Origin of the sequence: Micromonospora sp. WMMD980 (assembly GCF_029626035.1) — a bacterium.
Taxonomy (GTDB): Bacteria; Actinomycetota; Actinomycetes; order Mycobacteriales; family Micromonosporaceae; genus Micromonospora.
The window spans coordinates 1,223,460-1,236,651 of the sequence record NZ_JARUBE010000003.1; the positions used below are offsets into that span (position 1 = coordinate 1,223,460).

General features: G+C 74.1%; 10 protein-coding genes. 1 reads left to right on the forward strand and 9 read right to left on the reverse strand.

Features of this window, described 5'->3' with window-relative positions; genetic code table 11:
- The first annotated feature begins 21 nt into the window (after positions 1 to 21).
- On the forward strand, positions 22 to 630 hold the full coding sequence (gene rpsD / locus O7618_RS06240) for a 30S ribosomal protein S4 (RefSeq protein WP_278105004.1): 609 nt from the start codon (positions 22 to 24) through the stop codon (positions 628 to 630).
- 24 nt (positions 631 to 654) lie between these two features.
- Here rpsD and O7618_RS06245 read toward each other — a convergent pair whose 3' ends face one another.
- The 9 genes from O7618_RS06245 to O7618_RS06285 form a co-directional block, all read right to left on the reverse strand.
- A complete protein-coding gene (locus O7618_RS06245; RefSeq protein WP_278105005.1) occupies positions 655 to 1,797 on the reverse strand; it encodes an alanine racemase in 1,143 nt (380 codons plus the stop codon).
- Positions 1,794 to 3,389 (reverse strand): IucA/IucC family protein, encoded by a 1,596-nt coding sequence (locus O7618_RS06250; RefSeq protein WP_278105006.1) that lies wholly within the window; start codon positions 3,387 to 3,389, stop codon positions 1,794 to 1,796. Before O7618_RS06250 ends, O7618_RS06245 begins: the two co-directional genes overlap by 4 nt.
- Positions 3,386 to 5,011, reverse strand: a complete 1,626-nt coding sequence (locus O7618_RS06255) for an IucA/IucC family siderophore biosynthesis protein (protein ID WP_278105007.1) — start codon at positions 5,009 to 5,011, stop codon at positions 3,386 to 3,388. The genes O7618_RS06250 and O7618_RS06255 overlap by 4 nt, the downstream gene beginning before the upstream one ends.
- Positions 5,011 to 6,183, reverse strand: a complete 1,173-nt coding sequence (locus O7618_RS06260; RefSeq protein ID WP_278105009.1) for a siderophore biosynthesis protein — start codon at positions 6,181 to 6,183, stop codon at positions 5,011 to 5,013. Before O7618_RS06260 ends, O7618_RS06255 begins: the two co-directional genes overlap by 1 nt.
- A gap of 61 nt (positions 6,184 to 6,244) precedes the next feature.
- Complete coding sequence (locus O7618_RS06265) at positions 6,245 to 7,750, reverse strand: MFS transporter (RefSeq protein ID WP_278105010.1); 1,506 nt, start codon at positions 7,748 to 7,750, stop codon at positions 6,245 to 6,247.
- The gene (locus tag O7618_RS06270; RefSeq protein ID WP_278105011.1) at positions 7,747 to 9,531 is read right to left on the reverse strand and encodes an IucA/IucC family siderophore biosynthesis protein; all 1,785 of its coding nucleotides are present in this window, start codon (positions 9,529 to 9,531) and stop codon (positions 7,747 to 7,749) included. The genes O7618_RS06265 and O7618_RS06270 overlap by 4 nt, the downstream gene beginning before the upstream one ends.
- Complete coding sequence (locus tag O7618_RS06275) at positions 9,528 to 10,097, reverse strand: GNAT family N-acetyltransferase (RefSeq protein WP_278105012.1); 570 nt, start codon at positions 10,095 to 10,097, stop codon at positions 9,528 to 9,530. Before O7618_RS06275 ends, O7618_RS06270 begins: the two co-directional genes overlap by 4 nt.
- 224 nt (positions 10,098 to 10,321) lie before the next feature.
- Positions 10,322 to 11,590 (reverse strand): lysine N(6)-hydroxylase/L-ornithine N(5)-oxygenase family protein, encoded by a 1,269-nt coding sequence (locus tag O7618_RS06280; protein WP_278105013.1) that lies wholly within the window; start codon positions 11,588 to 11,590, stop codon positions 10,322 to 10,324.
- A 26-nt stretch (positions 11,591 to 11,616) separates the two neighbouring features.
- Entirely contained in the window at positions 11,617 to 13,131 is a 1,515-nt protein-coding gene (locus O7618_RS06285) for an aspartate aminotransferase family protein (RefSeq protein WP_278105014.1), read from the reverse strand.
- Positions 13,132 to 13,192 lie beyond the last annotated feature (61 nt).

Genomic DNA, 13,192 nt, shown 5'->3' on the forward strand with positions numbered 1-13,192 from the left:
CATGTGATCGGAGACGTCGACGTGAATCACCCCCGCCCCAAGGCCCGGCTCTCCCGCGCCCTCGGCATCCCGCTGACCCGCAAGTGCGTGCGGTACCTCGAGCGGCGCCCGTACCCGCCGGGCGTGCACGGCCGCAACCGGCGTAAGACCTCCGACTACCAGGTGCGACTGCGCGAGAAGCAGCGTCTGCGTCACCAGTACAACGTCAGCGAGACCCAGCTACGCCGCACGTTCGACGAAGCCGCCCGGGGTGCCGGGAAGACCGGCGAGTCGCTGGTCACGCTGCTGGAGCGGCGGCTCGACGCGGTGGTGCTGCGGGCCGGGCTGGCCCGCAGCATCTACCAGGCGCGTCAGCTCGTCGGGCACGGCCACGTCACCGTCGACGGAGGCAAGGTTGACCGGCCCTCCTACCGGTTGCGGCCGGGCCAGGTGGTAGCGGTACGTGAGCGCAGCCGGTCGTTGCCGCCGCTCCAGCTCGCCGCCGCCGGCGCGCACGCCGACGACCAGCCCCGGCCGTACCTGTCGGTGGAGCGGGCCGAGCTGCGCGCCACGCTGCTGCGCGAGCCGGCCCGGCACGAGGTGCCGGTGGTCTGCGACGAGCAGCTCGTGGTGGAGTTCTACTCCCGCTGACGGCGGGCGGCCGTCGATCGGCCGTCACCGCCCGGTCGGTCGGGCCCATGCGGCAGCGATCCGGTGCGGATCCCCGGTGCGAAACTCAGGCGGATCGTGCAGCAGGAAGTCGCGGTGACTGATGTTCCAGGCGTACGCGCCGGCCATGGCGAAGACCAGCACGTCGCCGACGCCCACCGGGCCGGCGTGTGCCGACCGGGACAGCACGTCCTTCGGTGTGCACAGCTGCCCGACGACGGTGACCGGCCCGCCGTCGGTGCGTGGGCCGTCACCACCGTGCCGACGGTGCACGGTGAACGGCTGCGCGTGCCCCTTCGCCGCCGGCGTACGCAGGTGGTGGGTGCCGCCGGCGACCACCGCGAACCACTCGCCGTGTGAGCGCTTCACGTCGATCACCTCGGTCAGGTACGCGCCGCAGTAGACGGTGAGCGATCGGCCTGGCTCGATACGCAGCCGCACCCCCGGATACGTGTCGCGCAGACTGCCCAGCGCCCGGCCGTAGCCGGCCCAGTCGAAGCGGACCGCCGGGTCGGCGTAGTCGACGGCCATGCCGCCGCCGACGTTGACCTCCCGCGCGCCGAGTTCGGCGACCGACCAGCGGACCACGGCCTCGGCCACCGTGGCGGCGAGCGGGGCGTCCATCCCGCTGGCCAGGTGGACGTGCACGCCGTGCACCTCGACCCCGGCCGGTGGGCGGTGGGCGGCCGCCACCGCCTCGGCCGGTGCCATTCCGAACGGGCTGGGTCGCCCGCCCATCACCAGGCTCGCGCCGGGCGCGTCCAGTGGCAGGTTCACCCGCAGCAGCACCCGTGCCGGGGTGCCGACGGCGGTCGCCACGGCGCCGAGGCGGCGCAGCTCGGCCGGCGACTCCACGTGGATCCGCGTCACCCCGGCGGTGAGCGCCGCGGCCAGGTCGGCGTCGGTCTTACCGGGCCCGGCGTACGCCGCGGCCGGCCGCCCGGGCAGCGTCTCGGCGAGGCGCCGCAGTTCGCCCCGGCTGGCGGTCTCGAAACCGTCGACGACCGGGGCGAGTGCGCGCAGCACGTCCGGCTCGGGGTTCGCCTTGACCGCGTAGAGCAGTTCGACCTGCGGTGGCAGCGCGGCGCGGACCGCCCGCGCGTGCGTGGCCAGCGCGTCGAGGTCGTGGACGTAGACCGGCCGGCTCACCGGCGACCGCCGAACGGGTTCGGCACCGGCACGAACGGCGCCGCCCGGTCCGCGTCGCGCCGCCACCGCACCAGCAGGTTCGCCTTGGCCAGCAGCGGCTCACCGGCCAGCAGCGCGCGCAGCTCCGGCGGGTTGTCCAGCTCGGTGGCCACCTCGGCGACCGCCTCGCGCGCTTCGCGCCACAGGGCCTGCTCGATGCCCGGGCGGGCGTCGGCGAGGGCACCGCAGATGCCGGCCAGGTGGTTGACGAACAGGCAGTAGACGACGCGGCGGCGGGCCTCCTCCGGGCCGTACCCGACCTGTCGGGGCAGCCCCGGCGGCCAGCCGGCCCACCGACTGGTGTCGAGCTTCACCCCCTCCAGGTCGCGCAGCAGCATTCCCGCCGGGTAGCCGTCGGGGTCTTGGATCACGACCACGTTCTGCAGGTGTGGTTCGTGCACCACCCCGTGCCGCAGCCAGGCCCGCAGCACGGCCGGCACCAGCAAACCGACGTAGCGCCGCCACCAGCCCACCGGGTCGGGCACCGGCAGCGGCGCGGCGGCCAGCGCGGCCGCCAGCGCCGGCGTCTGCCCGGGCCGCAGGTGGGCCCGCACTCCGGTGCGCAGGATCGTCCCGTACGCCTCGTCCGCGCCGGGCACGTCGACGGTCCGGTACGCCGGCTCGGCCAGCAGCGCCACGCCCCGCGGCAGCGGCACCCGGGCGAGCAACCCGGTCAGCGCGACCGCGCCGGTCAGCTCGTACCGTGCGTTCTTTCGCAGGCAGTTGGTTATCCGCACGTGCAGGCTGGTCTTGACGAACAGGTCGGCCTCGGGGGAGTAGAGCGTGCGGACGCTCGCGGTGGGCCGCACGGGCGTGCCGGCCGGGCCGAGCCGGCGCAGCCGGGGATCCGCCGGTGGTGCCAGCGCCAGCTGCCACGGGTGCACCGGCAGCACCCGGTGCCCGGCCGGCGGGCGTGGCGGGTCCAGGGCGGCCAGCAGCTCCTCGACCGGCCCGGCCTCGGCCACCAGGGCGTCCGGCACGGCGAGCCAGTGCAGGCGGAACGCGGTGCGCAGCTCCGGCGCGTACGCCCGCCAGCTGTCCGGGTCGCCGCTGCGCCACTTCGGTGTGGGGTGGTGCGGATGCCCGTGCACGAGTGACTGCTCGGACGCTATGTACGCGTCGATCGCCGGGTCCCCGGTCGGCGTCGGGTCGACGGCCGGCCGCCCGGCCAGCAGGTGAGCCGTCACCTCCCGGCTCGCCCGTACCTGCCCGACGAACTCGGGGTTGTCGCGGCCGGTGCGGGCGGTCAGCTCCGCGGCCACGAGCGTGGCCAGCCGTTCCGCATCCACCCGGGCCCAGCGGCCGCCGTCGAGCCGGCGTCGCACGGGGCCGTGGTAGCGGTGTGCGCCCACCGGGGACAGCCGGGTCGCCGCGCAGCGCAACGCCACCCCGGTGGCCGACAGCCGGACCCGCACCTCGTCGCCGGTCACGGCGACCTCACCGGCGGGGGAGGCGACCTCGCGGACCAGGCAACCGAACACGGCGTGCGCGGCGGCCAGGTCCGCCGGCCCGGTGTGCCGCGCCGCCCCGGGGCGCGGGCCGATACGCGTCATGATGTCTCCCGCAGGTAGTTCGGTCCGGTGCGGCGGTAGTACTTGTTGACGTCGGCGCAGCCGAGGCGTTGCTTGGGCAGCAGCGTCCCGGCGGTGACCATCGCCTTGACCGGCAGGCGAGCGGCCCGCAGCAACCGGTCGATGAACGCCCGCGCCGCCGGGCCGTCGCCCCACCGGTCCCGAGCCGCGACGAGCCGGGGGGTCAGCGCGGCGGCCGGCGACGGCACCGCGGCGCCCCGGGCGGCCAGGGCCAGCAGCGGCGCGGCGGCGGCGGCGAGGTGCAGCGTGATGGTGACGAACACGTCGGCCAACTCTTCGGGGTCGGCCACCCACATCCGCGCGTCACGCAGCGGCACCGCGCCCCGGTGCCGTGGGTCGAGCCGGGCACCGTCGTCGTCCTTGTAGAGCAGACCGACCGTCCCGTCCGGCGCGAGCAGCAGATGGATGTTCTGCGGGTGGGCCTCCAGCGCGACGCCGTGGCGCAGCCACAGGCAGACGTGCCAGTCGAGCAGCAGGTCCAGGTAGGACGCCAGCACCGCTCCGGGACGGCCGCCACTGATCCGCTCCAGCACCGTGCCGGCCTGTGGGTCGGGCGCGGCCAGCGCGGCCACCGGCACCACACGCGTCGCGGCCAGGTCACGGGGGAACCGGCGGATGAGGAACGCCCGTCGGTCGTCGTCGCCGGCGTGACCGTACGTGTGCTCGTCGGCGTGCCGGATCCGGCCGGTGAAGCTGGGCTCGGTGGCGGCGATCCGGTCGAGCAGCCCGGCCACCGCCGCGCCGTCGGCCAGCGTGTCCGGTCGTAGGCCGCGTCGGTTCCGGACCCCCAGCGTGGCGGTGGGTAGCGGCAACTTCAGATGGGTGTACGGGTCTTCCACGAGCGCCACCGTGCGCATGGACAGCGTGGGCCGCACCGGCACCGCCGGCCGGTCGAGCACCGGCAGCGCGTACCGGGCAGCGGCGAGCGGGTGCACCGGCAGCAGCAGGTCACCGGCCCGGTCCGCCGCCGGCCACCAGGCGGGCAGCGGACCGGTGAGCCGCACCGCCGCCCGGGGCGCGGCGTGCCAGCGCAACGCGAACCGGGGAGCGTGCTCCGGGGCGTACCGGAGCAGGTCGTCGTCGTCGAGGCCGTGCCGGCAGCGGTCGGTGGGATAGACCGGGTGGCCGGCGTGCGCCGCCAGCACGTCGTCCAGCGACGCAGCCGGCATGCCGGCCGGCGCGGTCGACCGTTCGCCGGCCACGGCGGCGAAGACCGCGCGCCGGTTCCGCCGGGCGAGCCGGCGGGCCCTCAGGTCGGCGTGGCACTCGGCGGTGAACGTCCGCCAGCCCTCCTCGGCCTCGGCGTCGCCGGTGGGAGCGAGCAGCGCGAGCAGCCCGTCGAGCGTGTCCACCACGCGGTCGGCGCCGGCGGGGTCGCGGACCCACACGGTCGGCGCCGCGCAGCGCAGGTCCGCCTGGAACCCGTCGGCGCGGACCGGGATGCACAGCAGCCCGCCGGCGTGCGGCACCTCCCACCGGTCCGCGGCGGCGAGCCGGCCGCGCCGGTGCAACCCGAGGTGGTCCTCCCGCAGCAGGGCGTCGAGCACCCGGGCGACGACCTGTCGCTCGCTGTCGTCGGTCATCAGCTGATCGTCCAACGCCGCTCGGCCCGGAACTCGGCGAGGGCCGCCGCCACGACGCCCGGCCCCGGGCCGATGCCGTGCAGCGCGGCCAGGTAGTCGCGGTTGGTGCCGGTGCGCTCGGCGACCCGGCCCACCTGCCGCAGCGGGCGACAGGCCAGCCGCACGCCGTCGCGGACCGTGTCCGCCGGCCCGGGTGCCGCGGTGAGTCGACCGGACCGGTCGGCGCAGACGTACTCGACCCGGGCGTGTCGGTCGAGCGTGGTCGGGTCCGGCAGGTGCAGCGCGCTCAGCGGCTCGCCGAGATGCAGCCGGATCACGTGGGCGAACAGCGGTGCGCCGAGCAGGTCCGCGAGGATCAGATCCATCCGGTCACCGATCAGCCGGTCGTTGACCTCGATCAGCCGGATCCGGTCGTGCCGCACCACGTACTCGGTGTGGCAGGCGCCGAAGCCGACGCCGAGCGCGCCGAGCAGCGCGCGGATTCGGGCGTCGTGGGTCGGCGGCGGGGGCGACCAGTCGAGGCTCACCTCGGTGAAGGTCGGCGGCGGCCCGAGGTCGGTGTGCCAGCCCCCGAGCACCGCCAGCCGTACGCCGTCGCCCAGTGTGTCGTAGGTGCGCAGCTCACCGGCCAGGTACTCCTCGACGACCAGGGCGATCTCCGGTCGCCGCCGCCGGATGCCGGCGACCCGCGCCGCCAACTCCCGCCGGTCGCTCACCAGGTAGGCGTCCTCGCTGGCCACCCCGTCGCGGGGCTTCACCACGGCCGGGAAGAGGTCGTCCGGGACGTCGGGCGCCGCGCCCGGGGCGACGGCGGCCACCCGGACCGGGTCCAGGTCGGCGGCGGCGAGCGCGCGGCGCATCGCCGCCTTGTCCTTGCAGCGGCGGGCGGACTCCGGGTCCTTGCCGGGCAGGCCGAGCTTGCCGGCGGCGAGGGCGGTCGCCTCCTGGAGGTGGTCGCTGTTGGACAGCAGCGCGGCCGGCGGGTCCTCGGCCGTGGCCGCGACGACCGCCGCCGCGTCCCGGACCGCGCAGCGGCGCACCGCTACGCCGGGTGGCCACTCGTCGGGCCGGTCGGTCAGCACCGTGACCGGCAGGTCGAGGGTCTCCGCCGCCGGAAGGAAGCCCTCCAGCACGGCGTCGGTGGGGTTCAGCGCGGTCAGGTAGAGCCGCATGCCACCTCCTCGACCAGCCGTACATTTAGGATAGCCTACCCTAAATGTACGGCTTTCCGTGTTATGCGGAGGTGGACCCGGCCGTCCGCTCGGCGCGGTGCAGCAGCGCCGCGGCGACCAGACCGCCGACCAGGACCGCTACCGCGCCAACGGTCTGGCCGGTCCGCAACGCCTCGGTGAAGGCGGCGGTGACCACCTCCCGGTCCGGGCCGGCGGCGGCCAGCGCGGCCGGGAACGAGCCGGCGCCGGCCAGCGCGGCCGGCAGCAGCGCGCCGAACCGGGCGTTGAGCACCGCGCCCAGCACCGCGACGCCGAGGCTGCTGCCGACCTCGGTCATGGTGCCGTCCACGCCGGCCCCGGCGCCGGCCTTGTCGGTGGGGATCGCGCTCATCACCGCCTCGACGATCGCCGGGTTCGCCAACGCGCACCCGGCGCCCATCACGACCAGCCCGGCCAGCAGCGTGCCGTAGCCGGCCGGCCCGTGGGTGACCAGCGCCAGACCACCGGCCAGCAGCGTCATCCCGACCGCGATGGCGGCCGGCCGCCCGAGCCGACGGATCACCGACGCGGCCACCCCGGCGACGTTGAGCACCACGATGGACAGCGCGAAGGGCGCCATCCGCAGCCCCGCCTCCCAGGCCGGGTAGCCGCGCACGAACTGCAGGTGCTGGGTGAGCAGGAACAATGCCCCGGTGGCGCCGAACGTGATCAGCACGACGCCACTGACCGCGCCGACGAAGCGACGGTCCCGGAAGAAGCGCATGTCCAGCATCGGGTGGGCGACCCGCCGCTCCCAACCGACGAACGACGACAGCAGCAGCACGCCGGCCGCGCCCGCGCCGAGCACCGGCACCGACGCCCAGCCGCGCTCGGGACCGGAGATGATCGCCCAGACGATCGCGGTCAGGCCGGCGGTGGACAGCACCACACCGCCCAGGTCGAGCGGTCCGCCGGCCGGGTCCCGCGACTCCGGCACCAGTGCCCGGGCAGCCAGCAGGCAGACCAGCACGACCGGCACGTTCAGCAGGAAGATCGCGCCCCACGGGAGGTGGGCCAGGACGAACCCGCCGATCGGTGGTCCGGCGGCGAAGCCCAGCGCGCTGGTCGCCGCCCAGACGCCGATCGCACGGGACCGCTCGGCGGCGTCGAAGACCTGCATGGCGACGGCGAGCGTGGCGGTGACCAGCAGCGCGCCGCCCACGCCCATGCCGGCCCGGGCGGCGATCAGCTGCTCGGCGGTGCCGGCCAGCCCGGCCGCCGTCGAGCCGAGCCCGAACAGCACCAGCCCGAGCAGCAGCATCCGCCGCCGCCCGTACCGGTCGGCGGCGCCGCCGGCGCTCAGCAGCAGACCGGACAGCACCAGCGCGTATGCGTTGATCATCCACTGCACGTCGGCGGTGCCGGCGTTCAGCTCGACGGTGAGCACCGGCACCGCCACGGTCAGCACGGTGTTGTCCAGCACCACGACCAACTGGGCCAGACAGAGCACGGCCAGGATCAGCCAGCGGTGCGGCACCGGGGCCGGGGCGGGCCGGCCGGCGTGCACCGTCGCCGGGTCGGCGCTCATCGCGGCGGCGCGAAGCGGGCGAGCGGGTTGACAAGCGTGCCGGCGAACTGGAGCGCGGCGGACGGGTCGGTCAGATCCACCATCTGCTGGTTGTTGCGCAACTGGAGCCGGTTGAGGCAGGACAGCGTGAACTCCGGCGCGAACAGATCGTGCCGGCGCATCCGCTCGGCCAGGTGCGGCACCGTCTCGGCGTATCCGATGGCGCACTCGGCGACGGTGCGCCAGAAGTCGTCCTGGTCGAGCACGCCCTCGGTGTGCAGGGCGGCGCTCAGGTGGCGCAGGAAGCAGTCGAAGACGTCGGTGAAGATGGCCAGGATCTTCTCGTCGTCCGGGACCGCGGCCCGGATCCGGCGGACCCGCTCGGGCAGGTCGGCGTCCGGGTCCATCACCACGATCTCCTCGGCGATGTCCTTGAACACGACCCGCTCCACCACGTCGTCGTCGAGCACCAGGATGACGTTCTCGCCGTGCGGCATGAACGCCAGGTCGTGGGCGTAGAGGCTGTGCAGCAGCGGCACCAGGTAGGCGTCGAGGTAGCGGCGCAGCCAGCGCTGCGGCGGCAGGCCGGAGCGGGCGATCAGCGCCGCCGCCAGCGAGCGGCCGTCCCGGTCGAGGTGCAGCAGCGAGGCCATGGTGGCCAGCCGCCGGCCGGGTTCCAGGCCGGGCACCGGGCTCTCCCGCCAGAGCGCGGCGAGCATCTTCCGGTACGGCGAACCGGGGGCGGTCGCCGTCTCGTACTGCCGGTGCCGGTAGCCGATCGCGGCCCGTTCCCGGATGATCGACAGGCCGGTGCGCTTGAGTACCGGGTCGGCGTCGACGAGCGCGGCCAGCCAGTCGTTGATCGCGGGCGTGGCTTCCATGTACGCGGCGGACAGCCCGCGCAGGAAGCCCATGTTCAGCACCGACAGCGCGGTCTTGACGTAGTGCTTCGTCGGGTCGGTGACGTCGAAGAACGTGCGGATGGACTGCTGGGCCAGGTAGTCGTCCGGTCCCTCGCCGAGGCAGACCAGCCGGCGCTGGGCCACCTCGCCGGCGAAGGTGACCGCGAGCCGGTTCCACCACTGCCAGGGGTGTACCGGGACGAGCAGGTAGTCGGCCGGGTCGAGGCCCAGGCCGGTGAGCGTGGCGGTGAACCGGGCCAGCGTCGCCTCGCCCAGCTCGGCGCGGACGAGGGTGTCGTAGTCCAGGTCGTCGGCGCAGGTGAACGTGGTCCGGTCGCGGTGCGCGGCGAGCCAGAGCAACCGTACCGGGGCGGCGGCCTCCGGGGCGTACCTGTGGTATTCGTCCACGCCGAAGCCGATGCGCCCGTTGTTCGCCACGAAGCAGGGGTGGCCCTCGGTCATCCCGGTCTCGATCGCCTGGAAGTCGGCGGCGGCCAGCTCGACGGCGGTGACCGCCGGCCGGCTCAGCTTGTACGCGGTCCCCGCGAGGGTGGAGGTGATCTCCTCCAGGTAGACGGGCAGGACCGTGTCGGTGAGGCCGAGCGCGCCGCGCAGCTCCAGGCACAGGTCGACCGCGTCGAGCGGTAGGTCGACGCCGTCGCGGCGGCGGGTGATGCTGGCGGCGTCGATGTGCCAGTGGTCGAGCGCGAGGACGTCGGCGGCGAACCGGTACTCGACCGTGGCGTCGTCGCCTTGGACGACCCAGCGGCCGGGGCCGGCCGGCTCGGGGGTGATCAGTCGTTCGTGGGTGAACTCGGCGAGCGCCTTGCGCACCAGCAGCCGGTTGGCGGTGGCCCACGCCTCGGGGGTGAGGTGGTCGACGGATGCGGCGGGGTTCACGGCTGCGTCTCTCCTTCGGTGGCGGCCCGGAACTGCTCGCGGGTGCAGGCGCTCAGCAGGGCGGTCTTCTCCGGCTTGCGGATCTCGCCGAGCACGGTGAAGCCGACGGCGGCGTTGAGCGCGTGCACGGCGGTGTTGCGCACGTCCGGCTCCACCACCACCCGCCGGGTCGACGGGTCGGTGAAGAGCCAGGCCAGCACCGTGGTGATCACCGCGCGGGTGAAGCCGTGCACGGGTGCGTCGGTGGGCGCGCAGAGGAAGTGCATGCCGACGTCGCCGGGCGCCGGGTCGTAGAGCCCGACCAGTTCCACCCGGGCCGGGTCGTAGCGTTCGGCCAGGAACGCGGGCCGGCCGCGCCAGGAGCCGAGGTACGCGTCGTGGTGCGGGTGGGCGGCGATCCGCCGGTACTCCTCGGCGACGCCGGCCACGTCGGCGTCGGCCATCAGCCAGAACGCCGCCTTCGGGTGGGTGACCCAGCGGTGCAGCAGCGGCGCGTCGGCGTCCGGGGCCAGCGGGCGTAGCGTGAACTCACCGAGCCGGTCGTCCACGCGGGTGAACCCGCTCATGCCGGGCTGACCGGGCATGCGCTCACGGCCCTCGCTTCGCTCGGTGCATTCGCTCATGCCGGGCTGACCGGGCATGCGCTCACGGCCCCCGCTTCGCTCGGTGCATTCGCTCATGCCGGGCTGACCGGGCATGCGCTCACGGCCCTCGCTTCGCTCGGTGCATTCGCTCATGCCGGGCTGACCGGGCATGCGCTCACGGCCCTCGCTTCGCTCGGTGCATTCGCTCATGCCGGCGCCCCGAACTCCTGGAAGGCGATGGCCTTCTCGATCGGGTAGTGCTCGCGGCCGGTCAGCTCCCGGATGATCCACGAGTTGCGGTACGGGCCCATGCCCAGGTCGGGCGAGGTGATGCTGTGCGTGTGGGTGCCGCCGTTCTGCAGGAACACGCCCCGGCCGGTGTGGTCGACGCTGTAGTTTCGGGCCACGTCGAGGCGGCCGTGCGCGTCGAAGCGCAGCCGGTCGCGCACCGGCGCGAGGAATTCCGGCAGCCGGTGGCGGTAGCCGGTGGCCAGGATCAGGCCCTCGGTGTCCAGGGTGAACTCGCGGCCCTGCTCGCTGTGGCGCAGCCCGAGCCGGTAGCGGCCGTCGACGTGGTCGGCGTCGACCAGCTCGGTGTTGGTCAGCAGCCGGGTGGGCGTCGGCCCGTGCAGGCTCTTCGCGTAGAGCGTGTCGTAGATGTCGTTGATCAGGTCGGCGTTGATGCCCTTGAACAGCGGCTTCTGCGCGGCCTCCAGCCGGTAGCGGGTGGCCTCGGGCAGCGCGTGGAAGTAGTCCACGTAGTCCGGTGAGGTCATCTCCAGCGTCAACTTGGTGTATTCCAGCGGGAAGAACCGGGGCGAGCGGGTCACCCAGGTGAGTTGGTAGCCGTGGGTGTCGATGTCGCCGAGCAGGTCGTGGTAGATCTCGGCGGCGCTCTGGCCGCTGCCGACGATCGTGATGCTGTGCTTGGCCCGCAGCGCGTCGCGGTGTTCCCGGTACCGGGAGTTGTGGATCAGGTCGCCGCCGAGCCCGTCGCAGGCCGGTGGCAGGTACGGCGGGGTGCCGGTGCCCAGCACCAGGCGCCGGGCCCGGAGGGTGACCGGCCCGTCCGGGGTGTCGGCGTGGACCACGTAGTGCTCGCCGTCGTGCTCGACCCGGGTGACGGTGTGCTGGAAGCGCAGGTTGGGCAGCTTGCCTGCGGCCCAGCGGCAGTAGGCGTTGTACTCGGTGCGCAGCGGGAAGAAGCTCTCCCGGATGTAGAACGGGTAGAGCCGGCCGGTCTCCTTCAGATAGCTGAGGAACGAGTACGGCGAGGTGGGGTCCGCGAGCGTCACCAGGTCGGCGAGGAACGGCGTCTGCAACCGGGTGGATTCGAGCAGCATCCCGGGGTGCCAGTCGAAGCCGTCGCGGGCCTCCAGGAACAGCCCGTCGAGGTCGTCGATCGGCGCGGTGAGACAGGCCAGGCCGAGGTTGTACGGGCCCAGCCCGACGGCGATGAAGTCGTGCGTCGACATGGGGTTCTTTCTTTTTCGGTGGGTCGTCAGCCGACCGGGCAGGACAATCCGGCGGTGGCCGCGGTCCGGGCGTACCAGGTGGCATGGTCGGCGATCAGGTCGCGCACGTGGGCGATGTCGTCCAGTGTGGTCTCGGGGTTGAGTAGGGTGAGCTTGAGCCAGTGCGCGCCGTCGACCTTGGTGCCGGCGACCAGGGCCGCGCCGGAGGCGGCCAGCGCTTCGCGGGCGTGCAGGTTGGCCTCGTCGACGAGGTTGGGGTCGGCGTCGGGCGGCAGGTGGCGGAAGACCACGGTGCTGAGTTGGGAGCGGGCCGCGACCTCGAACCGAGGGTCGGCGTCGAGCAGTTGCCAGGCCTCGGCGGCGAGGTCGACGACCTGGTCGAAGAGCGCGCCGATCGCGTCCGGGCCCATGATCCGTAGGGTGAGCCAGAGCTTGCACGCGTCGAAGCGGCGGGTGGTCTGGATGCTCTTGTCGACCTGGTTGGGGATGCCCTGCTCGGCTGCGCGGGCCGGGTTGAGGTAGTCGGCGTGCCAGGTGGCGTGCCGCAGCGTCCGGCCGTCGCGGACCAGCAGCGCGCTGGAGCTGACCGGCTGGAAGAACGACTTGTGGTAGTCGACGGTCACCGAGGCGGCCCGTTCGATGCCGTCGAGCAGGTGCCGGCGGGTGGGGGAGACCAGCAGCCCGCAGCCGTACGCGGCGTCGACGTGCAGCCAGACGCCGGCGGCGGTGCAGATGTCGGCGATCTCCGGCAGCGGGTCGATGGTGCCGAAGTCGGTGGTGCCGGCGGTGGCGACGATGGCCATCACCACCTGCCCGTCGCGGCGGCAGCGGTCGATGGTGCGGGCCAGCTCGTCGGTGCGCATCCGCCGGCTCGCGTCGGTGGGCACGGTCAGCACCGCGTCGGCGGTCAGGCCGAGCAGCTTGGCCGCCTTCTGCACGCTGAAGTGCCCGGCGGCCGAGGTGACGATCCGCAGCCGGGCCAGCACCTCCGGTCGCGCCGGCCGGGTGGCGGCACCGCCCACCACCCGCCGGTACGCCTCCTCGCGCGCCAGCAGCATCGCCTGGAGGTTGGACTGGGTGCCGCCGCTGGTGAACACGCCGTCGGCGGTGGCGCCCAGCCCGATCCGTCCGGCCGTCCACTCGATCAGCCGGCGCTCCATCAGCGTGGCGCCGGCGCTCTGGTCCCAGGTGTCCAGCGAGGAGTTGACCGCGCTGAGCACCGCCTCGCCGAGCAGCGCCGGGATCACCACCGGACAGTTCAGGTGGGCCAGGTAGCGGGGATGGTGGAAGTACACCGCGTCGCGCAGCCACACGTCGTGCAGTTCGTCGAGGGCGGCGTCGGTGTCGCCGAGTGGCCGGTCGAGGTCGATCGCGCCGACCAGCGGGGCGAGCGCCTCCGGGGTGACGCCGGTGCCCGGGCGGTCCACCTCGCCGACGCGGCGGGCGACCCGGTCGACGCCGCGCGCGAGGACGTCCCGGTACCGCCCGAGCGAGCCGGCGTTGAACAGATGGGCCCGCGCTGGGGTGTCGATCGAACTCATGTGGCTTCCCGGTCGTCGTGCGGACAGGAACGTGGTTGGACCACGTAGAGATCAGATTAGG

Bases quoted from the DNA above. Each gene is read 5' to 3' on its own strand.
- O7618_RS06255 (WP_278105007.1), bottom strand. From the start codon at position 5,011: ATGACCGACGACAGCGAGCGACAGGTCGTCGCCCGGGTGCTCGACGCC.
- O7618_RS06275 (WP_278105012.1), bottom strand. From the start codon at position 10,097: ATGAGCGGGTTCACCCGCGTGGACGACCGGCTCGGTGAGTTCACGCTA.
- O7618_RS06260 (WP_278105009.1), bottom strand. From the start codon at position 6,183: ATGCGGCTCTACCTGACCGCGCTGAACCCCACCGACGCCGTGCTGGAG.
- O7618_RS06250 (WP_278105006.1), bottom strand. From the start codon at position 3,389: ATGACGCGTATCGGCCCGCGCCCCGGGGCGGCGCGGCACACCGGGCCG.
- O7618_RS06280 (WP_278105013.1), bottom strand. From the start codon at position 11,590: ATGTCGACGCACGACTTCATCGCCGTCGGGCTGGGCCCGTACAACCTC.
- O7618_RS06285 (WP_278105014.1), bottom strand. From the start codon at position 13,131: ATGAGTTCGATCGACACCCCAGCGCGGGCCCATCTGTTCAACGCCGGC.
- O7618_RS06265 (WP_278105010.1), bottom strand. From the start codon at position 7,750: ATGAGCGCCGACCCGGCGACGGTGCACGCCGGCCGGCCCGCCCCGGCC.